Origin of the sequence: Pedobacter sp., assembly GCF_041662865.1 — a bacterium.
In the GTDB taxonomy this organism is placed as follows: domain Bacteria; phylum Bacteroidota; class Bacteroidia; order Sphingobacteriales; family Sphingobacteriaceae; genus Pedobacter.
Window position 1 is genome coordinate 34,954 of record NZ_JBAZRL010000006.1, and the last position, 22,968, is coordinate 57,921.

A 22,968-nucleotide genomic window follows, 5' to 3' on the forward strand; every position below is an offset into this window, starting at 1 on the left:
ATGAAGCAATTAAGATTAACCCTATTTTTATTACTATTAGGTGGTTTTGCTCAAGCGCAAGAGCTAGTGTTATGGAAGTTTAATGCTATAAAGAAGTCAGATTCTATATACGAAATACATTTCAGGCCGAATATTACTCCTCCATGGTACATTTACAGTCAATTTAGCCCTAAAGGTGGAGGGTTGCCAACAAAGTTTACAATTCACAGTAATGCTAATTTAATACCTGTTGGTAAAGTAAAAGAGATAGGTGTTATAAATTCGAAATTTGAAAAAGCATTTAATATTAATGTTAAATATTTAAAGGGTTCGATTGACTTTGTACAGGTAATAAGGGTGAAAAAAAATCAAAAAGATAAATTAGTTGGAACAATTGAATTTATGGCCTGTGATGGAGAACAATGTTTAATGCCAACTAAAATAGAATTCTCCATTCCGCTTAATTAGATGAGAATTGATCACTCTATTATCAGCTTTTCTAGGAGGAGCTTAATATTGTTATGCCAGATTATTTGTGTCATTACATGTTCCTGTAATGCCATCATACAGCAAAAAATAGTTACATCAGACATTGTTTGGGAGTTGGAAATATTTATAGATAAAGGCTACAGTCTTGAAAAGGTAAATGATAATGATTTAAACATTGTAGAATCAAATGACAATATGCAACCTCAAAAATATTTTTTTTTATTTAAACAAGAGGATAAATTGAAAGCTCTGTTTTTTAGAGAAAAACTTTTAGCGGCTGGAGCAATTGAAGTGAAACTTACTCGAAAATCGGATGATTGAAGAAAAATTTAGGTTACATAGTTAATAGACGGAGGTGTGCTGGATAGTAGCCTCCGTTATTTTTGGTAAATAATATTGTTATATGAAAATAGCCACTTCGAATGATAAGCAATTAGTTGTTGAAATATTGACAAAAAGTTTTATAAATAATAAAAGTGTAAATTATATTATTCCTCAAAATGAGTTGAAAACATATAGCATTTACAAATTAATGGCTTACTCTTTTGAGGTATGTTCCATTTGTGGAAAAGTCGTGTTATCAGATGACGGGAAAGCGTGTGCCTTAATCTTATATCCCGAACAGAAAAAAAGAACGTTAAAATTTTTTTGGCTTGACTTAAAATTATTGTTAACCTCTGTCGGAATACAAAATGCGCGAAAAGCTCTCACAAGAAAGAAAAAGATAAATGCCGCACAGCCAAAACTTAGGATGGCTTATTTGTGGTTTATAGGAGTTGATCCAAAGTACCAGAAATTTGGATTGGGTAAAAAATTAATGGAGGAAATTATCATTAATACAATGCAGGATAATCGGCCTATTTATTTGGAAACATCAACAATTGAAAACCTGCCTTGGTATAAGAAGTTTGGATTTGAGGTGTATGATGAATTAATTCTTGATTATACACTGTACTTTTTAAAACGCTCTCTCTAGCTTTTTCAAATTATCTACCCTACTACAATCTATCTACCTATGCTAGTATTTGGTTCTGAAATGCACCTAGTGACTTTCGTTTTTTTGATTCTCGAATTTTTCATGTTACTCTATCAAATTGGTCACTATATAGTAATGCCCGAAGACAAGTCTAGATTTTGGTATCTAATATTGATTGTGTTTTTGATTTTTTATAATATTTGCGGTGGCTTGTTTCCAGATCCCAAGATTGGCATATCTATTACCATACAGAACATCCTTGCCTATGGAAGCGGATTTTTGATGGCATCTTATTTTCCTTATTTCTTTTACAGGGGTTTTAACTTGAGCAAGCTTCGATTTCATGCCTTTTATGGTGTCCCTTTATTCCTGTTGCTTCCCTACATCGCATTCTTTATTGTTTTTTATGCGATTACTCGGAATCTAGAGAAGGCTATCCATTATGGGATGATTATTCCTTTTTTCTATTCCATTGTGATAGCATGGGCGATGCTGAATGCGATTAAGGCTCGATTTAAGGAACAGGAAACAGATGGGCATAGCGTTTCAAAATTGGAAGCAATGGCGGTTTATTGTGCCGTTTTGCCCTGGGTTTTTATGAGCGTTTTTGCCTACTATCATGTTGAACAATGGATAGAAGTTCTGTGCGCCAATATTGGATTTGTTTTAATCACTGGTATTTTCATTACAAGATCTATCCGTAGGACTAAAATGAGACTGGCCAAATTTAAGGCTCAGCCATCCTCACCCTCTCTAGAATTTTTCGAACAGAATTTACTGGCCTACAACTTTACCTTTCGTGAAATCGAGATTATTCGGTTGATACGGCAAGGCCTTTCTTATCAAGAAATTGCCGATAAATTGTTTATTGCACCGACCACCGTTTCAAGGCACATACAAAATATCCATAGCAAAGCCGATGTTAAAAGCAGGCTGAATTTGATGCGTAAACTGGATACACCCTAATTATCGAAATCTAAAAGTTCTTTTGGCTTGATTTTCAATCCTTCTGCCAAAGAAAAAATAGTGGTCATCGCAACGTCTACCTTTCCTTTCATTATGCGCTGAACATGGCTGGATTCCAATCCCGAGCGTGTAGCAAATGCCCTTAACGAGTTTTTCTCATTGGGGTTTGCGTTTTCGTATGCCTTAAGTAAAGACATCAAGTGATTTGCAAATCTGATCTTGGTTTCGGCCTTCCAATCCATGCCCGAAACTGCCTTAATTTCTTGATTTTATTGACGTATGAACATACTTCAAACATATAAATATCCTATAAAATATGTAGTGTAATACTAGGATTTGTGTAATGATTTTTTGCCTGCACCTGCCACATTTGCGAAGTAAACAAATTAAAACTAGCGTATGGTAAAAGTCTACTCATATCCTGCCCAGTAAGAATTGTTGCCAGTGAACAGGCAAGGCAGGGTTTTACAAAACCTATGTATATGCTTAAAAAGCTGAATGTAGATGAACTGTATAACAGGTTCGTCCAAGAAATGGAATCCGCAAGTTCTTGCGAAAAGTCCAATCTTAAGAAAATGACCGCAAGCATTATGGTCGTTCGTGAGTATCTCAAATTGCTAAAAGAATTTGTTGTAAAAGATCCTTTGGATAAAACAGAAGAAATCTACTTTTTTAAGGAGGTTAAACCAAAATTCTATCAATGGCTCATTTACCATGTGGAACTTAATTCCATTGAAACAGCTAAACCATTCCCCGATGGTAAGAATATATTCCGCTACTACGGAAAGCAGTTAAGTTTTTTGAACCGTTTCCTACGCCAGAACGAATTCCATTACCAATATTATAAACTCGACGCTACAGAAATGGATAATTTTTACTTCGTCCGTGGAGTGGAAATTCCGCACCAGCAAATTATCGAAATGCCAGAAGTCGACCAGTCTTTTAGTACAAATATGGACTATCTCTTTGCCAAGTTTATGGCCTATGAAAACTTACAGGGGTATATTCTTGGCGAAATGAGGAAACTTTCCCAAAAGCCAGAACTACCCAATTTTCCTAATGAAGATATTGCAATTAGGTTAAAATGGACTGGGGATAAGACCAACCTAGTCGAGGTAATCTATGGGCTGTTCTATACAGGCCAGCTTAATAGTGGAAATGCAACAGTAGCCGATATCATCAAGTGGATGGAACATCATCTGCAAATCGACCTCAGCCGATCCTATAAAAACTTTATCGATATCAAAAACCGAAAAAGGGATAGTCCAACGAAGTTTCTGGATAAGATGAAAGACTTTATCCTGCAACGGATTGATGAAGATAATAGGTTCAAACCTAACCGTGGCATTAAACTAATTGAGGATCGGGGAAATAAATAACACGTACCTACCGTAATTGTGGCGATATAAAAATTTGATGTCTTTGAAACTTTGCCTTTGAAATTCCCGGTGCAATGTGGCATCGGGAGAAAAGCAAAATCATATGTTACAACAATTCACGTGGCAACAGTTTTTAATTGCCTCTATGGTGCTAAGCCTGATCTGGTATGCAGGTGTAATCTTGTTTTACTATCGAACAGAGTTTCTAAGTTTTTTGGGAAGAACTGAAAACAGCAAATCTGAACCATTGCCCCATAGATGGGAAACTGGTGTAGAAGTCTTGGAGAATGGAAATCTACAGGAAGATGAACTGATCGGGAAAGCCAAGCTTCCAGAAGGGGTGGCTTCGGTAGCAATTGGGAGTTTTGGATTTGTCCAAACTGAAGATGAAAGGGAAACGCAGGTGGGCCTTGTACCTGATGTTCTTCAGGAAATTAAAGAAATCTTTGGCATCATCGAAAAAGAAGATGGCAGTAAAAAGGACTTCTTCAACCTGATGGAAATGGTAAGGGAGAAATTCCCAAAGATTGGTTCCAATCCAAACATTACCCGAATCAACCAATTTATCAGCGAACATGCTCCTTTCCATCTTTCAGCAGATGAACTGGAGAATCTTTGGGACTAATTATTAATCAAAAATCAATTTTATGAAAACCATTTTCAAGACAAATATCAAACGCTTTCATTTCCTTTTCTGCCTTTTGTTGTCCAGTATTGTAGCGTATTCCCAAGATGGAAATTCTGGGATACAGGAAGCCACAAACAAGGTAAAAGGCTACTTCGATACTGGTTGCGACCTGATGTATGCTATTGGTGCAGTAATCGGCATCATCGGTGCCGTTAAGGTGTATTCGAAATGGAATGCTGGAGAACCTGATACTAATAAGGTTGCTGCCGCATGGTTTGGTAGCTGTATATTTTTGGTAGTAGTTGCCACAGTCCTTAAATCATTTTTCGGGATATAGTTATGGCAAGCATCTATCAGATCAATAAGGGGGTGGCGAAACCAATAATGTTCAAAGGGCTTAAAGCACAATATATCGCCTATTTGGCAATAGGTCTTGTTTTTCTATTGATTGCATTTGCAGTGCTTTACATTTCAAGGGTAAACCTGTTTATAATCTTGCCTCTTATCATTGGTTTGGGAACAGCATTATTTATGTTCACTTTCAGATTAAGCCATCGCTTCGGCGAACACGGATTAAGCAAGTTCATAGCAAAACGTCAACTGCCTACACATATAAAATTCCGCTCCAGACAATTATTCCTAAAACTTAAATCAAAATAATTATGGTAGAGGCAAAAAAAATACTGCCCATCTATAAGGTAGAAAACAATTGTATCCTTTCAGTGCAAGGCGATATTACTATTGCCTATGAAGTAAAATTACCAGAAATATTTACGCTATCTGATCGGGATTACGAAGCCTATCACCAGACTTGGGTAAAGGCAATCAAGGTATTGCCACAGCATTCCATTTTCCATAAACAGGATTGGTTCGTTGAGGGAAACCATAAGGCAGACTTTGAAAAGTCCGGTAACAGTTTTCTTTCTCGGAGCAGTGAAAAGTTCTTTAATGAACGTGAATGCCTAAACCACAGGTGCTACATCTTTCTGACCAAAAAGCCAAAAGACAGGAAACTTTCAAGTTCGGTCTACAGCAATATCCTTCGAAAGTCCATTGTTCCAGTTCAAACAATCAGCCCAGTTCTCTTGAAAGATTTTTTGGATTGTGCAGGCCAGTTTGAGCGTATCATGAAAGACAGCGGTGTTGTTTCACTTTCACGTTTGAATGATGATGAACTTTCGGGAACAGCTAATAAAGCAGGTATTATCGAACGCTATTGCTTTTTACAGGACTCAAGTTCTCAGCCCATCATCAGCGATATTCATATCAAAGATGAAATCAGGATTGGCGATAAAAAGTTGGAACTCTACACACTTTCTGATACCGAGGATCTGCCATCGCTATGTGGTAGTTGTATCAACTATGATAAATACAGCACCGACCGCACCAAATTCAGTGTTGGATTTGCAAGTCCATTGGGTACGCTCCTCAACTGCAATCATATTTTCAACCAGTATATCTTCATCGAGGATTCGCAGAAAACAATCAAAAGATTGGAAGCTAAAAAGCTAAGGCTTCAATCATTATCTGGTTATTCTAGGGAAAATGCCATCAGTCGTGATGCGGTAAATGATTTTCTAAATGAAGCAATAGCCTCACAGCGATTGCCGATAAAAGCACACTTTAATGTTCTGGTATGGTCGGATGATAAAGTAAAATCAGCCGACTTAAAAAATCTAGTTTCTTCTGCAATGGCACAGATGGATGCTACTGCAAAACAGGAAACCGATGGACAGGCCCAAATATGGTTTGCAGGTCTGCCAGGCAATCAGGCTGATTTTCCGATGAACGACACTTTCGATACGTTTGTTGAACAGGCGACCTGCTTTTTCAACCTTGAAAGCAATTACCGTTCTAGTGTAAGTGCATTTGGTATTCGTATGGGCGATAGGCTCTCTGGTCGGCCTGTACACGTTGATATTTCGGATGAACCCATTAAACTTGGTTTTACTACCAATCGTAACAAGTTCATATTGGGGCCAAGTGGTAGCGGAAAATCCTTCTATACCAACCACATGGTAAGAAGCTATTATGAACAGGGTACGCATGTTGTTTTGGTAGATGTTGGCCATAGTTATAAGGGATTATGTGAATTGGTAGGTGGTTATTATTTTACCTATTCCGAAAAAGACCCGATAAAGTTCAATCCCTTCTACCTTACCGATGGAGATATTCTGGATACCGAAAAAAAGGAAAGCATCAAAACTTTATTGCTTGCATTATGGAAAAAGGATGATGAAACCTTTAGGCGTTCTGAATATGTTGCGCTATCCAATGCGCTCACGCTATACTTCGAACATCTGGAGAAAAATCACGACATATTTCCCTGTTTCAATACTTTTTATGAATTCCTGTTATCGGAATATATGCAGGTACTGGAAGACGGCAAGGTAAAGGAAAAGGACTTTGATATTGGCAATTTCCTGTATGTGCTCAATCCCTATTATAGGGGTGGGGAATTTGATTACCTACTGAATGCGACCGAGAACCTAGATCTGTTGAACGAACCTTTTATTGTCTTCGAACTCGATGCGATAAAAGACCATCCGATACTTTTTCCGGCGGTAACGCTCATCATTATGGAGGTGTTCATTTCCAAGATGCGCAAGCTGAAGGGCATCCGTAAGATGATTTTGATCGAAGAATGTTGGAAGGCGATAGCAAAGGAAGGCATGGCGGAATACATCAAATACCTATTCAAGACGGTTAGAAAGTTCTTTGGCGAGGCTGTAGTGGTAACCCAAGAAGTTGAAGATATCATTTCTTCGCCCATCGTTAAACAGGCCATCATCAATAACTCGGACTGCAAGATATTGCTCGACCAGAGCAAATACCAAAACAAGTTCGATAGCATACAAGAACTGTTAGGATTGACCGAAAAGGAAAAGGCACAGATACTTTCTATGAACAAGGCAAACGATCCAAAGCGCAGGTACAAAGAAGTATTTATTTCACTTGGTGGCCAATACAGCAAGGTTTACCGCACAGAAGTTTCGGTAGAGGAATACCTTGCCTATACGACCGAGGAAAGCGAAAAGGTAAAAGTCCAGCAGTATGCCGAGAAATATGGTAGCATCCAAAAGGGCATTGCTGTATTAGCCAACGAAATCAGAAACCAAAATCTTTAAATCATGAAAAACCTAATCATTTTATGTGCAATTCTAGTAGCAATCGTTACTGCCTGCAAATCGGACAATGTACGTCCGTTTATTCCCGGCACTTACATCAACAACGCTGATAGTGAGTTCAGCAGAGCAAATGATACGCTTGTTATCGAACCCTCGGAAAGCAATAATTTCTATCTCCACCGTAAGACGGGATTCAATCTTATTTCTAATAGAAAAATCGGTAAGCGTGAGTATGAAACCGAGAATTGGAATGCGGTTTACGATGAAGCCACCAAGACTTTGACAGAGACCAAAAAGGGAAAACTCATCACTTTTTATCCCGATTCGGCAAAGCTGATGGTTGGAAAAAGGATGTATCAAAAAATCAATTAACAAAAATCTATCACCATGAAATTTATAAAGAATATGAAAAAGTACATGGTCATCTTGCCGATGAGCGCCATGACATTGTTTGTTGCATTGCCCAAAGGAGCAAATGCTCAAATAGCAGTGCTGGAAGTCATCAAGGCAGGTGTAAAAAAAGTAATCAAGGCAGTCGATCTAAAGGTTCAGCGGTTGCAGAACGAAACCATATGGCTACAGAATGCACAAAAGGTTTTGGAAAACCAGTTGTCAAAACTGAAACTAACAGAGATTGCAGATTGGACAGAGAAGCAGAAAAGTCTCTATAGCAACTACTACGAAGAACTATGGAAAATAAAATCTGCCATAGCCTATTACAAGCGGATCAAAGACCTCACCACGAAACAGGTTGCCATTGTTGATGAATACAAATGGGCTTGGGGTCTTTTTAACAAGGACAAACATTTTAAGCCAGAAGAACTGGGCCAAATGGAAAAAGTATATAAGGGAATTTTGGATGAAAGTATCAAGAACCTTGATATGATCCTTTTAGTCGCAGGTTCCTTTAAGACCCAGATGTCCGATGCAAAAAGACTTGAAATCATCAATGAGGCCGCTAATAAAATGGACGAAAACTATAATGACCTCAAACAGTATAACGGGCAGAATATAGGATTGAGCATCCAACGGTCAAAATCGTTGGACGAAACAGTAAAACTAAAGGAGATTTATGGTGTACATTAAATTTAGAGCCCTTCTATTCGCCATTGCACTAATGTTGTGCACGGTTAGTTTACAGGCGCAGACCTATGCCGAGTTCTTTAGGCAAAAGAAAACCCAAAAGAAGTATTTGGTAGAGCAATTGGTTGCATTAAAAGTCTATGCGGGCTATCTAAAGAAAGGATATGATATCGCAAGCACGGGTTTAAGTACGGTAAAGGACTTTGCAAAAGGTGAATTCAACCTGCACAATTCATTTATCAGTTCGCTAAAAACCGTAAGCCCTGTAATCAGAAACAACACTAAAGTGGTCGATATCATTGTTCTTCAACTGGAAATCAGCAAAGCCTTTAGGAACATCCGTTATGGAGACGTCGTAAGTGTGAATATTGTAGCCTACGTTGACGAAGTGAGAGCCAAAATAATGGATGAATGCGACAATGGTATGGATGAGCTATTATTGGTCATTACTTCCGGTAAGGTTGAAATGAAGGATGATGAACGGCTACAACGTTTGGAGAAAATCTATCTCAACATGCTAGACAAGTCCGCCTTTGTACAAGGCTTTTGCAACCAGATCAATATCATAAGCCACCAGCGAACTAAAGAACAACAGTCCATTTATCAGTTAAAACAACTTTATGAAATCAATTAAGTATAAAATTGCATTTTGCATATTGGCATTTGTTCTTGGTATAGGTCGTGGCTTTGCCCAAACGCAGGAAACCGAGCAGCTTCTATTGAACGTTGAAAAACTGAGCCAACTGAAGAATATCCTTTCGGACATGAAGCGTGGCTATACCGTCATTACCAATGGCTACAATTCTGTAAAGAACATCGCACAGGGTAACTTCTCACTCCACGAAATTTTCTTGGATGGGCTGATGCTCGTCAATCCAGAGGTCAAAAAATATAGGCGGGTTGCCGATATTATCAGTTATCAAAAGAACATCATTACAGAATACAAATCTGCATTCAGTCGTTTCAAATCGTCTTCAAATTTTAGCGGTGGGGAAATCGATTATCTGGGCAAGGTCTATAAACAGTTGTTCGACCAGAGCATGGATAATTTGGATGAGCTCGCAACGGTTATCACTTCATCAAAACTCCGAATGAGCGACGATGAAAGGTTGCAGGCCATAGACCGAATTTTTGCTGATACCGAAAACAAGCTGATGTTCCTTCGAAGCTTCAACAAGGAAGCCAGTATTCTCAATCTTCAAAGACAACGGGAAAAGGCAAATCTGAAAACTACCCAAGGATTGTTTGGGATAAACTAGAACCTATGAAAACAACATTTTTTTTAACCGCATTAATTGTGGTATCAGCCACTGCTTTGCCCCAATTTGCCAGCGCACAGGGAATGGCGGAAACGCTCACTGGAATGCAACCCGTGCTAGACAGGGTGTACGATGATATGCTCCCACTTTGCAGTCGGCTGATTGGCGTTGCCCGAGGCATAGCGGGTTTCGGTGCGCTCTGGTATATTGCCAGTCGTGTCTGGCGCCAAATGGCTTCCGCCGAACCTATAGATTTCTACCCGTTGCTCCGACCTTTCGCCCTTGGTATGGCGATACTGATGTTCCCGATTGTGATAGCGGTTATGAACGGCATCCTGCAACCGACCGTTTCTGCAACTGGCTCAATGGTAAAGGATTCCAACAAAGCGATAGAAGTGCTGTTGAAACGCAAAGAACAGGCCATCAAAAAGAGTAAATATTATGAAATGTATGTTGGCGAAGACGGTCGTGGCAATGCTGATAAGTGGTACAAATATACGCATCCAAAAGACCCCGGTCGGGAAGATGAAGGGATGTTTGAGGGAATCGGAAATGATATCAAGTTTTTTATGGAAAAGCAGTCCTACAACTTTAGGAACTCTATAAAACAATGGATGAGTGAAATATTGGAAGTGCTGTATGCTGCGGCAAGCCTGTGTATCAATACCATTAGGACTTTCTTTCTCATCGTGCTTGCCATATTAGGGCCATTGGTTTTCGGCTTTGCAGTGTTCGATGGTTTCCAGAATACACTAACGGTTTGGCTGGCTCGGTATGTTAACATTTTTCTATGGCTACCAATCGCAAATATCTTCGGTAGCATCCTTGGAAAAATACAGGAGAATATGTTACGCCTTGATATTTCACAGATTGACGCACAGGGCGATACCTTCTTCTCCAGTACCGATGTTGCATATTTAATTTTCCTCATTATTGGGATTGTCGGCTATTTTTCCGTTCCAAATGTCGCGAACTATGTGGTACATGCAGGTGGTGGAAACGCCATTCTCCAAAAGGTAAATTCCATTATCAGCAATACCAGTAGTGCAGGAATGCGGGCAGGTTCGGCAGGTGCGGGAATGGCAGTAGATATGTTGGGCGATGGTAACCGCAACATGAGCCAAGGATATGCTTCGGCAAGTTATTCGGATTATTTCCCGTTGAAAGATGCCTCAAACCATCAGCACGATAAACTTTCTGGTAAATAGACCTTTAAAACCCATTATTATGTTTACACAATTCAAAAATATCGATACCGCTTTCAGCCACATCAAAAGGTTCAGCATCTTTCTGATATTGGCGTGTCTGCTTATCACCTGCTTTGCGATCTATAAAAGCTTTGATATGGTTAAAGCCGTTCAGGCAAAGGTGTATATCCTCGCCAATGGAAAGGCAATCGAGGCATTTAGTACAGAACGGAAAGACAATCTTCCGGTAGAGCTAAGAGATCATATCAAAACCTTTCACCACCTATTCTTTACGTTAGACCCTGATGATAAGGTAATACAGGCCAATGTTTCCAATTCACTGAACTTGGCAGATGAAAGCGCAAAAAAGGCATACGATAACCTCCGTGAACAGGGCTATTACAATAACCTTATTTCTGCCAATATTTCACAAGAAATTACGATCGACAGTACTTCACTTGATATTAACCAATATCCTTTTTATTTCAAATGTTACGCAACACAGTTGTTGATAAGGTCAACATCGACTACTAAAAGAAAGTTGGTTACACAAGGGTACGTTAGGAATGTTAGTCGGAGTGATAACAATCCCCACGGCTTTTTGATTCAGCGATGGGAAACCTTGGAAAATAAGGACGAACCTCTTAACCCCTAATATAATGAAGCTTTTCAAACGAAAACAGGCAACCATATCCAGTGATGCCGTTGCCGAGAAAATCGCAGGAAATATTACCAGAAGACAACGGCAGTTGGCAGATTTCCTAAACCATAAAATCAGCTGTTTACCGAAAAAATCTTTGGTTTTTGTACTGTTCGGTTTCTGCCTTGCATTCGGGGCATATTGCATTTACCTGCTCTACAATTCGATAATAAATTAATCATTTATCACTCAAATAATTCAATATGAAAACAAAACAAAAGGACAAGAGAAAGGTGCTATTGGTGTTACCACTATTGGTACTGCCTTTTATGGCACTTGCATTTTACGCAATGGGCGGAGGAAAAGCAAATCAACTTCCAGGGCAACTCGATAGCAAAGGAATAAACACCTCACTTCCCGATGCCTCATTTAAAAAGGAAGACCCAAAAGATAAAATGGGCATCTATAACCTTACTGGAAAAGATACCAGCGCAAATGAAAATGGCATTCAAAATGTTGCCGACCGATTGGGATTTAATGCAAAAGAAGATGTACAGACCGATCAGATTAATCAGAAATTGGAGGCATTGAACAAGGAAATTGCTAAGCCGTCTCCGAAAGTAATTGCCAATACGAGTGCTGTTAGGCAACTGCCTAATGGAATGAAAAACGATGTAGACCGTTTGGAAATGCTAATGAAATCTATGCAGTCGGGCAAAGGTTCAGACCCAGAAATGGAGCAGATGAATTCGATGCTACAAAGCATAATGGATATACAGCATCCAGAGCGTGTAAGGCAAAAATACATCAATCAGGTTGCCGATAGCCCAGATAGTTTGTTCAAGGCTATCCCTGCAGTAATCGTCGATAACCAAAAAGTTCTACAGGGAGCGACCATTAAGTTGCGTCTGCTCGATAGCGTAAAATTGAACGGACAGATTATCCCAAAAGGGCAGTTCATCTATGGCATATGCAATATTGCCAACCAAAGATTGTTGCTCGATATAAAGACCATCCGTTTGGGAAACCGCATCGTTCCAGTCGACCTCTCGGTTTACAGTTTGGACGGCATCCGTGGTATTGAGGCACCAGAGGCATTGTTGACCGATGCCATCAATGGCGGGTCTGACGATGCTGTTCGAAATATACAGCTAATGGGATTAGACCAATCAATGGGCGCACAGATTGCAGGCGCAGGTATCGAAGCCACGAAAAGTCTTTTCTCTAAAAAGGTAAAGCGCATAAAAGTCAAGTTGAAGGCAGAATATCCCATTCTTCTCCGCAACAACAAACCAAATCAATCTATTCGTTAACTTAAAAATAGCATTATGAATTTGAACAATTTAGAAGACCTGAAAGATGAAATGAAAAGATTGGGCTTTAAGGATAAGCTCATTGGTGAAATGGAAGAATACATGAAGGACAATGTTCCCGATTTTAGGTTGCATGATATCGCAAAGGCAACCAAAGGTCAGGTAGATTTGACCCTGCATTTCAAACAGTCTGGGCAATCGGAGTTCTATTACTTCAATAAGTTCGAAGTGTCGCACAACCAAGGTAAGACCTTGCAGGAAGGACAGAAATATGTCGTGATTACACAGCCAGAAGAAGCGGGCAAACAGAACCTTATCAAGTCATTCCTAAATACCGAGGAAGCCATTAACTTCTTTAAAAAACAAACAGGTAACAGCGAACTTGCCATTGGCAAAGGGGATAATAACAAGGATTTGGTTGCCAGTAAAAATATGGTTGCCAATATGGAAAATGGCAAGGTAAACTACGTGAACAAGGAGTTTCAGCGTACTTATTATGCCAACCCAATTTCACAGACATTTTGGATAGAGAAAGGCAGGGGCTTTAAAGCAGAGCAGGCAGTAAACCTTATTCAAGGTCGCTCGGTTTATCGTAATGATATGATGAACCTATCTGGCGAGCCATATAAGGCTTGGGTAAAACTCGATTTTGAAAAAGGAAAAGACCGATTCCAAAACTATAGTACAAACCAATTCCATGATCCGCAATATGGCTTTGACCTTAACAAGGTATTGGAAAGATTTAATATCAAGGAATTGGAAGACCCAGCTAAAAAAGTGCTGTTGGAAGATTCACTTAAGAATGGTAACCGCCCTTTTGTGACTACGGAAAAGGATGGTCAGCCAATGAAACTATTTATCGAAGCTGTACCACGTTACAGCCAGATCAATATGTATGCAGAGAACGGAAAGCCTGAAAAAAGGGAGCAATTCCTGAAAGAGCCTTCAATGTCCGTAGCCCAATCTAAAGATAAAGGGAAAGAGCAGGAAGTTGAGCAAAGGCAGGGAATCAGAATGTAAAGTTAAAAAAACGCCTAGTTTTAATACTCCTAGGCGTTTTTTTATGCAATCTATAATTATCTAATCATCTTTTTCCATCGCCTTATTAAACGCATACCATCCCTCTGGCGACATTCCATCCATATATTCTTCTTCTATTAGCTCAGCGAATTTTCTTCTTTGTTCCTCGGAATTTAGAATTAATGGAGTATCCATATCATCAGCTTTAATTAGAATTCTTTCATTTTTTTGTTCATAGGTAAAGCCACCATAATCATCTTTATTTTCAACGGTTAAGTATAAAGAATACACATCATCATAATATTCTAGATCAAGACTTTCTAGCCAGATTTGTATTTCGGCTTCAATGCTATCTCCTATAAGATATTTAGCAATATTTATTAAATCAGTAACATTTGATTTCTCGATATCTTGGATGAACCCATGTACTAAATTACTCCTAAATTTGAATAAAGTCTCTAAAGTTTTGTAATCATGCTGATTTATTAATCCAAATGAAAATATTGATTTAAAAACATAAGATGTTGGTTTATTTGAGCCTTCGAAATTTTCTTTTTCTAGCTTATATCGCATAGCTGCTTCTAATGTTGACCAGCACAAAAGAAAAGATGCTTCTGTAAATTCTTTATCTATCAGGTTTTGAACATCTACTAGTCTTAATTTAATTTCTTCAATACTTAGCGTCTGGCTTGTACTTTTCTCAAAAGTTGTAATTGTAGGATTAGTAAAAACAAGTTCAAATCTCCAACCTTTCATTTTTGATATTATGGATGCTAAATCTTCATACCTTTTCAGGTCAGACAAGTCCTGCCTGCTTTTAACTTCAATTATAACACTTTCATTATCATTCGAGACAATCAAATCAGGTTCAAATCCCTTTAAAAAACTAGGTAGAAGTTCTTGATTAGGATTCATGAAAACAGAATACCCTTTGTTTTCATACTCTTTAGCGAGTTCTTTAATCCTTCGCTCAATATTTTTAATATTTAAATTTGATTCCATTAGTCAAGGTCTTCTGAAGGGGTGTGAGTATCAACTTTAACATGAATAAAATCATTTCCTTTTCCAAATGATTCTAAAATACAAGCAGAAACGTGTCTGACTTTGTAACCTCTATTTATATCTCTTTTTCTGCTTGTGGAATGTGCAATTTGTTTATCATCCACATATACTACTCCAACCAATGCATCTTGTATGGGTTTGATAATATTATCAACATCTGGAGATGCACCATCATGGTAATAAGTTATTGTTATTTCTAGGTCATCAGGAGAAACTACAAAACCTGCTGGCAATATACCTCTAGCTATCGTTTCGATGTTTTGTTTATAGGCTCTTTTTCTAACCTTATTCTTGGACTGCAAAGATAAAGGCGGACCATCAAATGTGAATTCTATCGGAAACATATTTCCTTGTAAAAAAGTATATACGCAAGATAGCATTTTTCAACTAATAATCATTAGCACTAAAAATTCCACCTAGGCTTTTTGTGAACAAATTTCTGAACAATCCCCTAGCCGTCAAGGCTAAACCCTACGGGTTTGCTGAAAAAATCTTCCCTGCTCGCTGCGCTCACGAGGTTTTTTTTCGCAAAGCCTTGCCTTGCTAGGGGATTGCGTTCAGGTGCGGGGGGTTATCAAAAAGCCAGGAGGCTCTGCCGACTGGACTTAAAAAACAAAAGCTATGGTAACACTAAAAGACAGAAGCCCACCCACTCAACGCCAATGCGGTACGCCACAGAGCCACCGCCTAAACAAAACCGCCCCGATTGGGGAAATCGTTCAAATAATCATTAATAGAAATTTAAAAACAGAAATCATGAAAACAGCACAATTAAACGGTTCAGCCGTAAACGGAAAAACAAGCACTCAATTAAATGGCAAATCAGATGTAAAAACCCTTTCGCCAATCGGCAATGGTTCGGTAGCCAATAAAGTTGAAGCCAAGCCCGAAGAAGTTAAAAAGATTGAAGCACCTGTAAACGACAAACCTGCAGAACATGTAAAACCACAGGCAGAAACCCCAAAACAGGATGCGCCAAAATCCGAAGAGCCAAAAGCAGAGCCGACCAAAATTGAAATCAAGGAACAAATGAAAGAGGACAAGCCAGCATTCAATTTGGAAAAAACCATAAAATTGGCGTTGGACTTAAACCGTCGCATCAATCAAAGAGTCAAGTTATTGGAAACCATAAGCACATTGGAAGCTTTTGAAGTGGCGCAACAGGATGATGCGGAAGAAACTGACAACAATTTTTTCCAAGGTTGTACCCTTACCCTTGAAGATGATAAAGGCAGGGAGTTTACTACAAAGAACCCTTTTATTATCCGTGAGGTAGCAAATAGAGTTAATAATTTATGTATTGACAAATTAGCCGAAATCGAGGGAGAGATTTTTATTCCTGCTTAATTAAAGTAACGCCCTTTGCAGGTTGCAAGGGGCGTTTATTCATTTATCAAAATTTAAAAACATGAAATACGAAACAATATTTATTATGGCTCGGGTTGCAGTTCATGCCGACCATTCTAATTTGGGGGATATAGTGCACGAGATAGAAACCCAATCAAAACTGACATTAACCGATACGGCAAACGTCAACATTTTGGAAACAGAAATTTTAGTATCAAGAGTTAGGAACATTAAAAATATCAACCATGGCACACAACCTAAATTATAATCAAAAAACAGAAAAGCATAGTTTTTTTAGTGTAGAGGAAAAAGCTTGGCATGGTTTGGGGCAGATTATAACCGATTACCCGACCAGTGCCGAAGCAATAAAGCACGCAGGTTTGGATTACACTGTAGAAAAACGAAACCTATTTACCTATGGCGATGATACTACACCCGAAACAGAGGACAATGATATTGTAATGGAATGGCGTGTAGATGTACCCAACCATTATGCAAATGTTAGAACAGATACGGACGAGGTTTTGGGTGTTGTTGGCAAGGATTATAACATCGTTCAAAATGTAGATGCATTTGCATTTTTTGATAGCATCGTAGGCGGAAAAGATGGGATTCTATATGAAACCGCAGGAGTGTTAGGACTGGGAGAACGAATTTTTATTACCGCTAAACTTCCTGATTATATTCGTGTTGGTAGAACAGACTGTATTGAAAAATATCTTTTCCTTACATCTTCGCACGATGGCTTTGGTAGTATAACCGCATCGTTTACGCCTATTCGTGTTTGTTGCCAAAATACCTTAAATGCGGCATTAAAAAATCATACGAATTGCATTAAGATACGCCACACGGCAAGTGCAAAGGAAAGGTTAAAACAGGCACATAAACTTTTGGGGATTACCAACCAATTAGCAAATGAATTGGGGGAGGTTTTTAACCAATGGTCAAAAGTAAAAATTACCGATAGAGCAGTAAAACGCTTGGTTCAGTTGGCAATGGCACCGAACAAGGAAACGATAACTAATCTCAAAAGTGGTAAACATGATGAATTTTCAAGTGTATACAATAATATGGTAAGTAGCGTAATGGAATATGCTTTAACAAATCCTACTCAACAGGAAGCCACAACCAAAGGTACTTTGTTTGGTGCATACAATGCGGTAACGGGATACTTTCAAAACGTGCGCAATTATAAAGATGAGCAAAGCAAGTTTAAATCTATTATGTACGGAACAGGTTTACAGAGAAGCCAAATCGCATTCGATTTGTGCAGTAATTTTGCCAATAATGGCATAGAAGCGTTGAATTAAATAAATACAGGTCAAAAATGCCCACTTCGTTGAAAAATGGAGAGGGCATTTTTTTGTCGGCGCCTTAAGTGCTTTTTATGATTTCACAGGAGCTTTTTATGATATATTAAATATTTGAATATCCTTTAATTCCTAATTATATTTTTGTTTTTAGATCCTCTTTCTTTGAAGCTACAAAAAAAAACCATTTTTTTTTGTAAACTTGACATACTTATACCTGATAAGATTATTTTTTCTTGTTGTGGTTGTTAAATTTAGTATAGTGAATATCGAAGAGGAATTTTTAAAAATTACGGACAAGTCTGTGTTCCCGCATGAAAAGGATTATGTCGGTATTTACAAGACTTTTAAAAACGCGTTTGATAAGGATGTCCATCCAGAAATTAAGACAAAAATTTTAGAAATTGAAAAGTCAGGTTATTACAATGACCATGGTGTTGACCACATAAAAATGGTTATCGATCGAGTATCCAAAATAATTAGTTGCCTGAATCCTACTCTAAATCCTGAACCAAATAAATTCTTCATTTCACCCTATGAGGTGTTTATCTTGCTAATGGCAATTCAATTGCATGACACTGGACATTTAATCGGTAGCAGAGCTGAGCATGCAAAAAAAGGAAAGGAACTCTTGGCAAAATTTGATGCTGGTAATGTGCTTAATACTTCAGAAAAGCTTGTGATTGGGAATATTGCCAGAGCTCACGGAGGACAGGATGATCCGATTGGGAAATTGCAAAATTCTGACTCTTTATCCCATCAAAAAATTCGCCCACAATTTTTAGCAGCATCCCTTCGTTTAGGTGACGAGTTGGCAGAAGACCTAACGAGGGCGTCGAAATTTCTAATTGAAATTGATAGTCTTGAGGCAACAAGCAAGATATTTCATTTGTATTCCGCAAGTCTAGATAGTGTTGATTTAAGTGAACGTGAAATTCAATTGAGTTTTTATGTAATGGATAAATTTTTAGTAGATAAATATCCAAAACAAACTAAAAGTGGTACTGTAGAGGAGTTTTTACTAACAGAGATATATAAACGAACACAGAAAACGTTCTTAGAAGCGTTGTATTGTGGAAGATTTCTTCCTGAAGAGTGTAGGTTCAATAAAGTAAGGGTCAAAATCAATTTGGTTACATCTTCTGATCATGACCAAGTAACATCGCCCATCGCTTATGAGTTGAAAGAGAATGGTTATCCCGTGCTTGAAAAAAGTGATATTTTCGATGTTTGCAAAAGCCTAACCATGTATGATGGGCAACAGATAGACGGCGATTATATATCTAATTTGGTAAAATCTAAAATGAAACTATCATGAAAAATCCTTTTGAAGTAAATACGCCAGAAGGAATTTCTGCGAAAGAAGTACATGAATTATTTGTCGATGTTTTTACTGATTTTTATCAAGTGCCTGAAATAGGTCATACGTTTTTAAATGGCCCTAGGGGTTCTGGAAAAAGTATGATGTTTAGGTATATGATGCCAGATTGTCAAAAGATAGATAGGAATTGTGGACTTAATGAACTTAACTATTTTTCGTTATATGCTCCAATAAAATTAACGGATATTAATTACCCGGAATTGGATAGGTTAAAAGATAGTTCTAATACATTTTTTAATGAGCACCTTTTAACTACGTATGTTGCATCTAAATGTTTTAAAAGCATCCTTCAGTATAAAGATGATTTTGACAAGTGCTTAACTGAAATTAAAGATTTTTATCGCAATACATTTTTATGGTATGTTGATATCTCTGGTCAAAATATTGAAAATTATAAGGTTGAATTTGATAATCCAGTAAGCTACTTTGAAAGAGTAATCAAAATACTGGATGAAATCTTCTTAAAATGTAAAACCTACTGCAAAAAGGTGGCATTATCTCCCTCTTTGCCCTTAGAATATAACGGTCCTTTATGTAATTATTTAGATTTTTTATATCCAATACTTTTGGAACTTAAAAAACTTTCCTTCTTTCCAAAGGATAAGCCTATTTTTCTATTGGTGGATGACGCTGGTTATTTGAACGAAACGCAAACCAAAATTCTTAATACTTGGGTCTCTTATAGAACATCAAAGGACATTAGTATTAAAATATCTACGCAATTAGATTATAAAACCTTAAAAACGGTTACAAACAAAACTATTGATTCACCACATGATTATTCACAGGTAAACATAGCAACTGTCTACACAACGCCCAACAATAACTATTATAAGCGTATTGAAAGAATTGTTAGTAAACGAATTGAAAAATATTTGGAGAAAAAGATTGCTCCAACTGACTTTTTCCCTTTTGATGCTGACCAAGAGAAGGAGATCGAAGAGATTAAAGCTAAATTAAAAATTGAATTTTCAAACCCAAATAAATCTTATGCAGGAGGTGATGCAGCCAGGAGATATGCTACTTCAGAGTATGTAAAGCGATTAAAGGGAAGTCGTGCAGGTTCTCATTACAACTATGCTGGTTTCGATAATTTAGTAGATGTTTCATCTGGTATTATACGTCATTTCCTAGAGCCGGCTACAAGGATGTTTTCGAACCATATTTCTAGGAATGAAATTCAAATTCCAGACATTGATCATATACCCGTAATGGTTCAAGATTCCATAATTAAAGAATATTCAAGTAGTTTTTTAGAAAATGAATTTCAAAAAGTTATCGAGGAACATGGGCATAAAAATGAGAATGAGCGTTTAAGTAAAGCAGATAAATTATATAATCTTATTATTGGCCTAGGGCAAATGTTCCACAGAATATTTGTTTCAGATAGAGCTGAAAGAATAGTTTTTTCTGTTGCCTTAAATGATATGCCTGACAATGAATTGAAAGAAATAATTGATCTAGCGGAACATTACGGATATTTGCACAAAAGTTCGATTGGGAACAAACAAGGTACAGGCAGGTGTAGGCTTTACATTTTAAGCCGTACATTGTCACCATATTTCAAATTGGACCCAGCAGGTTTTAAAGGCTACAAATTTATGAACAGTAGTGTGTTGAAAATAAGCCTAACTGACCCTATGAAATTTGAACGTGAAGCTAACAAGACACTTTCTAATGGCGACGAAGATCAGCAACTAAGTTTACTTACGGAACTTGAATAACATGAGAATAGAAAAAGAAAATATCGTCACCTATTTAGGAGTTATAGATCTTTACCTATGCTCATCTGGTTTTGAGAGTCGTTCTATGTTCTTGGGAATCAATTTAGATAAAACTCAAGTAAAAGAAGCTGTAATTTTTCATATTGAAGATACCTACAAAGTATCAGAAGATAATTTAGAAGAAGTGAAAAAGAACCTTCCTTTTTTATCCAGAATAGATTATCCTAAAAATTCTCCACTTGAGACGTATGACAAGTTTTATCAGTTATTTTTAAAATTTTCTGATACCATATCACGTGATAAATATAAGGTAGTTATAGATATGACTACCTTTACGAGAGAGGTTTTGCTTATATTAATCAGACTTCTTTCTTCCGAATTATTCTTGAAATATTTAGATGTGGTTTTCGTTTATACACCAGCTGAAAGCTATTCAGATAAAGATCAAAGTATTTGGTTAACGAAAGGAATACGAGATATAAGGTCTGTATTAGGGTTTTCTGGAATGCAGTCACCATCAAAAGAACTTCTCTTAATACTTCTTAGTGGATTTGAAGAAGAAAGGGCAGATGAAATAATCAATTCTTTTGAACCTAATAAACTAATTCTGGGAAAAGCATCGAGTAAAGACTCTATAAATGAACAATTAAGTCAAATTGCAAATGAGAAGTATCAGCATCTTGCAATTAATAACTCATCTATTCTTTTAGATCAATTCGAATTCTCCTGCACAAATATTAAGGAGACACAAGATCAGATTACCAGTTTACATGCTAAATATGGACAACAATATAATATTGTTATATCTCCACTAAATAATAAGATCTCCACTATGGGCGTAGCTATTGCAGCCCTTAAAAATGAAGATATACAAATTTGCTACGCTTCAGCAAACCAGTACAATATCAATGCTTATTCTGAAGGCTCAAGCTACTTTTTAGCGTATAATTTGGAAGAATTAATAACTTAATATCTTTTTAAAGATAGCCTCAGCTAGCAATGGGGGTACAGCGTTACCTATCTGTTGCTGTACATGCATTAAAGTTCCTTCGAAAACAAAATGATCTGGAAAGCTCTGTAACCTTGCAGCTTCTCTGACAGAAAGTCCCCTGTCTTGGAAAGGATGAATCAACATATTTTTTCTGTAATTGGATATTACAACCGATGGGATTGAAGCATCTAATCTTTTGTAAATCCCACTATGGCAATTATTAACATTGGCATAGTTCTGCATCATTTCAGAAGGGATAGCCCGCCAATTTTGACCCTGCTTAATATGTTTGTATCGCTCAATTACGTACTCTTCGTTCTTAGATACTAAGTTTTGACTAGCAGAATTTGATTTTAGTCTCATTGATTTAGCATAATTGCTAACTTCAGAGAGTTCCCTCTTGTAAGGAAGGTCAGCAAATTTATCGCCATTATTAAGGTCTGGTAGATCTGAAATTGCATCCTCAACACTAATTCTACGATTACTCTTAGCAGGGAATTCAAACGTTTTTCCTAACCGATTACCTACCATTATGAATCTATTTCGATGTTGTGGAACTCCATAATCAGATGCATAGAGTACTTTTTCAGTAGTTTCATACCCGATTTCTTTGAAACATGCTTTTATTTCTTTTACCGTTTCCCCGTGATTGAAGGTAGTGATACCTTCAACATTTTCAAATAAGAACCACTCTGGCTGAAGCTCATTTACAAATCTTACAAATTCATTGAATAGATAATTATTCTTATTAAATTCTGTGCGAGTTTTAGTGTTCGACAAAGAAAAACCTTGGCAAGGAGGACCTCCGAAAACAATGAAAGGATTTTTTTCGATGTGTTCTAAAGGTTTGATTTCCCCGATATCTTTACACAGAATATTTACTCCAGGATGATTTCTACTAAAGGTTTTTGCAGCGGAAGGGTCTTTTTCTATAGCTAGTCCAATAGAAATTCCAGCGTTTTCTGCGCCTAAGCTCAGGCCACCTGCTCCGCTGAAAATATCGATACCAATTTTTTTAGACTTTTTCACGCTGTAATATTTTGATAATCAATTCGTTAGTGAAAAATCCTGATATTTCCAAGAAAAACGCTAACAAACAGTGAAAA

27 protein-coding genes are annotated in these 22,968 nt (G+C 37.5%); 23 read left to right on the forward strand and 4 right to left on the reverse strand.

The window, feature by feature from the left end:
- The 4 genes from WC622_RS03535 (at position 1) to WC622_RS03550 (ending at position 2,410) form a co-directional block, all read left to right on the forward strand.
- Positions 1 to 447: a sugar transporter gene (locus WC622_RS03535; RefSeq protein ID WP_372817348.1), complete on the forward strand. Its 447-nt coding sequence runs from the start codon at positions 1 to 3 to the stop codon at positions 445 to 447.
- The gene (locus WC622_RS03540; protein WP_372817350.1) at positions 448 to 789 is read left to right on the forward strand and encodes a hypothetical protein; all 342 of its coding nucleotides are present in this window, start codon (positions 448 to 450) and stop codon (positions 787 to 789) included.
- Between the two features lie 82 nt (positions 790 to 871).
- On the forward strand, positions 872 to 1,444 hold the full coding sequence (locus tag WC622_RS03545; protein ID WP_372817352.1) for a GNAT family N-acetyltransferase: 573 nt from the start codon (positions 872 to 874) through the stop codon (positions 1,442 to 1,444).
- A 135-nt stretch (positions 1,445 to 1,579) separates the two neighbouring features.
- Positions 1,580 to 2,410, forward strand: coding sequence for a response regulator transcription factor (locus WC622_RS03550; RefSeq protein WP_372817354.1), 831 nt, complete (start codon positions 1,580 to 1,582; stop codon positions 2,408 to 2,410).
- Here the strand turns inward: WC622_RS03550 and WC622_RS03555 are convergent.
- Entirely contained in the window at positions 2,407 to 2,652 is a 246-nt protein-coding gene (locus tag WC622_RS03555; RefSeq protein WP_372817356.1) for a helix-turn-helix domain-containing protein, read from the reverse strand. The two genes, WC622_RS03550 and WC622_RS03555, sit on opposite strands and share 4 nt — an antisense overlap.
- A gap of 240 nt (positions 2,653 to 2,892) precedes the next feature.
- Here WC622_RS03555 and WC622_RS03560 point away from each other — a divergent pair, with 240 nt between their 5' ends.
- The 13 genes from WC622_RS03560 to WC622_RS03620 all read left to right on the forward strand — a co-directional run bounded on the left by WC622_RS03560 (position 2,893) and on the right by WC622_RS03620 (position 14,047).
- Positions 2,893 to 3,789, forward strand: a complete 897-nt coding sequence (locus WC622_RS03560; RefSeq protein WP_372817357.1) for an RteC domain-containing protein — start codon at positions 2,893 to 2,895, stop codon at positions 3,787 to 3,789.
- A gap of 103 nt (positions 3,790 to 3,892) precedes the next feature.
- On the forward strand, positions 3,893 to 4,414 hold the full coding sequence (locus WC622_RS03565) for a hypothetical protein (protein WP_372817359.1): 522 nt from the start codon (positions 3,893 to 3,895) through the stop codon (positions 4,412 to 4,414).
- 22 nt (positions 4,415 to 4,436) lie between these two features.
- Positions 4,437 to 4,754, forward strand: coding sequence for a DUF4134 domain-containing protein (locus WC622_RS03570; protein WP_372817361.1), 318 nt, complete (start codon positions 4,437 to 4,439; stop codon positions 4,752 to 4,754).
- A 2-nt stretch (positions 4,755 to 4,756) separates the two neighbouring features.
- Positions 4,757 to 5,077, forward strand: coding sequence for a DUF4133 domain-containing protein (locus tag WC622_RS03575; RefSeq protein ID WP_372817363.1), 321 nt, complete (start codon positions 4,757 to 4,759; stop codon positions 5,075 to 5,077).
- A gap of 2 nt (positions 5,078 to 5,079) precedes the next feature.
- Positions 5,080 to 7,545 carry a TraG family conjugative transposon ATPase gene (locus WC622_RS03580; RefSeq protein ID WP_372817365.1) on the forward strand — a complete coding sequence of 822 codons (2,466 nt, stop codon included), beginning with the start codon at positions 5,080 to 5,082 and terminating at the stop codon, positions 7,543 to 7,545.
- 3 nt (positions 7,546 to 7,548) lie between these two features.
- Entirely contained in the window at positions 7,549 to 7,917 is a 369-nt protein-coding gene (locus WC622_RS03585; protein ID WP_372817366.1) for a hypothetical protein, read from the forward strand.
- Positions 7,918 to 7,932: 15 nt separating this feature from the next.
- Complete coding sequence (locus WC622_RS03590; RefSeq protein WP_372817368.1) at positions 7,933 to 8,631, forward strand: conjugal transfer protein TraI; 699 nt, start codon at positions 7,933 to 7,935, stop codon at positions 8,629 to 8,631.
- Positions 8,618 to 9,262, forward strand: a complete 645-nt coding sequence (locus tag WC622_RS03595) for a hypothetical protein (RefSeq protein ID WP_372817370.1) — start codon at positions 8,618 to 8,620, stop codon at positions 9,260 to 9,262. Before WC622_RS03590 ends, WC622_RS03595 begins: the two co-directional genes overlap by 14 nt.
- Complete coding sequence (locus WC622_RS03600) at positions 9,249 to 9,887, forward strand: TerB family tellurite resistance protein (protein ID WP_372817372.1); 639 nt, start codon at positions 9,249 to 9,251, stop codon at positions 9,885 to 9,887. Before WC622_RS03595 ends, WC622_RS03600 begins: the two co-directional genes overlap by 14 nt.
- Positions 9,888 to 9,892: 5 nt before the next feature.
- Positions 9,893 to 11,095, forward strand: coding sequence for a conjugative transposon protein TraJ (gene traJ / locus WC622_RS03605; RefSeq protein WP_372817374.1), 1,203 nt, complete (start codon positions 9,893 to 9,895; stop codon positions 11,093 to 11,095).
- A gap of 19 nt (positions 11,096 to 11,114) precedes the next feature.
- Positions 11,115 to 11,729 (forward strand): conjugative transposon protein TraK, encoded by a 615-nt coding sequence (gene traK / locus WC622_RS03610; RefSeq protein WP_372817376.1) that lies wholly within the window; start codon positions 11,115 to 11,117, stop codon positions 11,727 to 11,729.
- A 248-nt stretch (positions 11,730 to 11,977) separates the two neighbouring features.
- Positions 11,978 to 13,027, forward strand: coding sequence for a conjugative transposon protein TraM (traM, locus tag WC622_RS03615; RefSeq protein ID WP_372817378.1), 1,050 nt, complete (start codon positions 11,978 to 11,980; stop codon positions 13,025 to 13,027).
- Between the two features lie 15 nt (positions 13,028 to 13,042).
- On the forward strand, positions 13,043 to 14,047 hold the full coding sequence (locus WC622_RS03620) for a hypothetical protein (protein WP_372817380.1): 1,005 nt from the start codon (positions 13,043 to 13,045) through the stop codon (positions 14,045 to 14,047).
- A 60-nt stretch (positions 14,048 to 14,107) separates the two neighbouring features.
- Here the strand turns inward: WC622_RS03620 and WC622_RS03625 are convergent, their stop codons facing one another.
- Positions 14,108 to 15,049, reverse strand: coding sequence for a hypothetical protein (locus WC622_RS03625; protein WP_372817382.1), 942 nt, complete (start codon positions 15,047 to 15,049; stop codon positions 14,108 to 14,110).
- Complete coding sequence (locus WC622_RS03630) at positions 15,049 to 15,453, reverse strand: RusA family crossover junction endodeoxyribonuclease (protein WP_372817384.1); 405 nt, start codon at positions 15,451 to 15,453, stop codon at positions 15,049 to 15,051. The genes WC622_RS03625 and WC622_RS03630 overlap by 1 nt, the downstream gene beginning before the upstream one ends.
- 412 nt (positions 15,454 to 15,865) lie before the next feature.
- On the opposite strand from WC622_RS03630, the gene WC622_RS03635 reads away from it, so the two are divergent.
- The 6 genes from WC622_RS03635 (at position 15,866) to WC622_RS03660 (ending at position 21,841) form a co-directional block, all read left to right on the forward strand.
- Positions 15,866 to 16,456: a hypothetical protein gene (locus WC622_RS03635; protein ID WP_372817386.1), complete on the forward strand. Its 591-nt coding sequence runs from the start codon at positions 15,866 to 15,868 to the stop codon at positions 16,454 to 16,456.
- A 61-nt stretch (positions 16,457 to 16,517) separates the two neighbouring features.
- Positions 16,518 to 16,724: a hypothetical protein gene (locus tag WC622_RS03640; protein ID WP_372817388.1), complete on the forward strand. Its 207-nt coding sequence runs from the start codon at positions 16,518 to 16,520 to the stop codon at positions 16,722 to 16,724.
- The gene (locus WC622_RS03645; protein WP_372817390.1) at positions 16,702 to 17,766 is read left to right on the forward strand and encodes a DUF932 domain-containing protein; all 1,065 of its coding nucleotides are present in this window, start codon (positions 16,702 to 16,704) and stop codon (positions 17,764 to 17,766) included. Before WC622_RS03640 ends, WC622_RS03645 begins: the two co-directional genes overlap by 23 nt.
- Positions 17,767 to 18,028: 262 nt before the next feature.
- Positions 18,029 to 19,084, forward strand: coding sequence for a hypothetical protein (locus tag WC622_RS03650; protein WP_372817391.1), 1,056 nt, complete (start codon positions 18,029 to 18,031; stop codon positions 19,082 to 19,084).
- Positions 19,081 to 20,871 carry a hypothetical protein gene (locus WC622_RS03655; protein WP_372817393.1) on the forward strand — a complete coding sequence of 597 codons (1,791 nt, stop codon included), beginning with the start codon at positions 19,081 to 19,083 and terminating at the stop codon, positions 20,869 to 20,871. Before WC622_RS03650 ends, WC622_RS03655 begins: the two co-directional genes overlap by 4 nt.
- A gap of 1 nt (position 20,872) precedes the next feature.
- Positions 20,873 to 21,841 (forward strand): hypothetical protein, encoded by a 969-nt coding sequence (locus tag WC622_RS03660; RefSeq protein WP_372817395.1) that lies wholly within the window; start codon positions 20,873 to 20,875, stop codon positions 21,839 to 21,841.
- On the opposite strand, the gene WC622_RS03665 is transcribed toward WC622_RS03660, so the two are convergent.
- The gene (locus WC622_RS03665) at positions 21,830 to 22,891 is read right to left on the reverse strand and encodes a DNA cytosine methyltransferase (RefSeq protein ID WP_372817397.1); all 1,062 of its coding nucleotides are present in this window, start codon (positions 22,889 to 22,891) and stop codon (positions 21,830 to 21,832) included. The two genes, WC622_RS03660 and WC622_RS03665, sit on opposite strands and share 12 nt — an antisense overlap.
- Between the last annotated feature and the right edge of the window lie 77 nt (positions 22,892 to 22,968).

Excerpts from the sequence above, each read along its gene's own strand:
- WC622_RS03535 (WP_372817348.1), top strand. The coding sequence starts at position 1 with ATGAAGCAATTAAGATTAACCCTATTTTTATTACTATTAGGTGGTTTT.
- WC622_RS03540 (WP_372817350.1), top strand. The coding sequence starts at position 448 with ATGAGAATTGATCACTCTATTATCAGCTTTTCTAGGAGGAGCTTAATA.
- WC622_RS03545 (WP_372817352.1), top strand. The coding sequence starts at position 872 with ATGAAAATAGCCACTTCGAATGATAAGCAATTAGTTGTTGAAATATTG.
- WC622_RS03550 (WP_372817354.1), top strand. The coding sequence starts at position 1,580 with ATGCCCGAAGACAAGTCTAGATTTTGGTATCTAATATTGATTGTGTTT.
- WC622_RS03555 (WP_372817356.1), bottom strand. The coding sequence starts at position 2,652 with ATGGATTGGAAGGCCGAAACCAAGATCAGATTTGCAAATCACTTGATG.
- WC622_RS03560 (WP_372817357.1), top strand. The coding sequence starts at position 2,893 with ATGCTTAAAAAGCTGAATGTAGATGAACTGTATAACAGGTTCGTCCAA.
- WC622_RS03565 (WP_372817359.1), top strand. The coding sequence starts at position 3,893 with ATGTTACAACAATTCACGTGGCAACAGTTTTTAATTGCCTCTATGGTG.
- WC622_RS03570 (WP_372817361.1), top strand. The coding sequence starts at position 4,437 with ATGAAAACCATTTTCAAGACAAATATCAAACGCTTTCATTTCCTTTTC.
- WC622_RS03575 (WP_372817363.1), top strand. The coding sequence starts at position 4,757 with ATGGCAAGCATCTATCAGATCAATAAGGGGGTGGCGAAACCAATAATG.
- WC622_RS03580 (WP_372817365.1), top strand. The coding sequence starts at position 5,080 with ATGGTAGAGGCAAAAAAAATACTGCCCATCTATAAGGTAGAAAACAAT.
- WC622_RS03585 (WP_372817366.1), top strand. The coding sequence starts at position 7,549 with ATGAAAAACCTAATCATTTTATGTGCAATTCTAGTAGCAATCGTTACT.
- WC622_RS03590 (WP_372817368.1), top strand. The coding sequence starts at position 7,933 with ATGAAATTTATAAAGAATATGAAAAAGTACATGGTCATCTTGCCGATG.
- WC622_RS03595 (WP_372817370.1), top strand. The coding sequence starts at position 8,618 with ATGGTGTACATTAAATTTAGAGCCCTTCTATTCGCCATTGCACTAATG.
- WC622_RS03600 (WP_372817372.1), top strand. The coding sequence starts at position 9,249 with ATGAAATCAATTAAGTATAAAATTGCATTTTGCATATTGGCATTTGTT.
- traJ (WP_372817374.1), top strand. The coding sequence starts at position 9,893 with ATGAAAACAACATTTTTTTTAACCGCATTAATTGTGGTATCAGCCACT.
- traK (WP_372817376.1), top strand. The coding sequence starts at position 11,115 with ATGTTTACACAATTCAAAAATATCGATACCGCTTTCAGCCACATCAAA.
- traM (WP_372817378.1), top strand. The coding sequence starts at position 11,978 with ATGAAAACAAAACAAAAGGACAAGAGAAAGGTGCTATTGGTGTTACCA.
- WC622_RS03620 (WP_372817380.1), top strand. The coding sequence starts at position 13,043 with ATGAATTTGAACAATTTAGAAGACCTGAAAGATGAAATGAAAAGATTG.
- WC622_RS03625 (WP_372817382.1), bottom strand. The coding sequence starts at position 15,049 with ATGGAATCAAATTTAAATATTAAAAATATTGAGCGAAGGATTAAAGAA.
- WC622_RS03630 (WP_372817384.1), bottom strand. The coding sequence starts at position 15,453 with ATGTTTCCGATAGAATTCACATTTGATGGTCCGCCTTTATCTTTGCAG.
- WC622_RS03635 (WP_372817386.1), top strand. The coding sequence starts at position 15,866 with ATGAAAACAGCACAATTAAACGGTTCAGCCGTAAACGGAAAAACAAGC.
- WC622_RS03640 (WP_372817388.1), top strand. The coding sequence starts at position 16,518 with ATGAAATACGAAACAATATTTATTATGGCTCGGGTTGCAGTTCATGCC.
- WC622_RS03645 (WP_372817390.1), top strand. The coding sequence starts at position 16,702 with ATGGCACACAACCTAAATTATAATCAAAAAACAGAAAAGCATAGTTTT.
- WC622_RS03655 (WP_372817393.1), top strand. The coding sequence starts at position 19,081 with ATGAAAAATCCTTTTGAAGTAAATACGCCAGAAGGAATTTCTGCGAAA.
- WC622_RS03660 (WP_372817395.1), top strand. The coding sequence starts at position 20,873 with ATGAGAATAGAAAAAGAAAATATCGTCACCTATTTAGGAGTTATAGAT.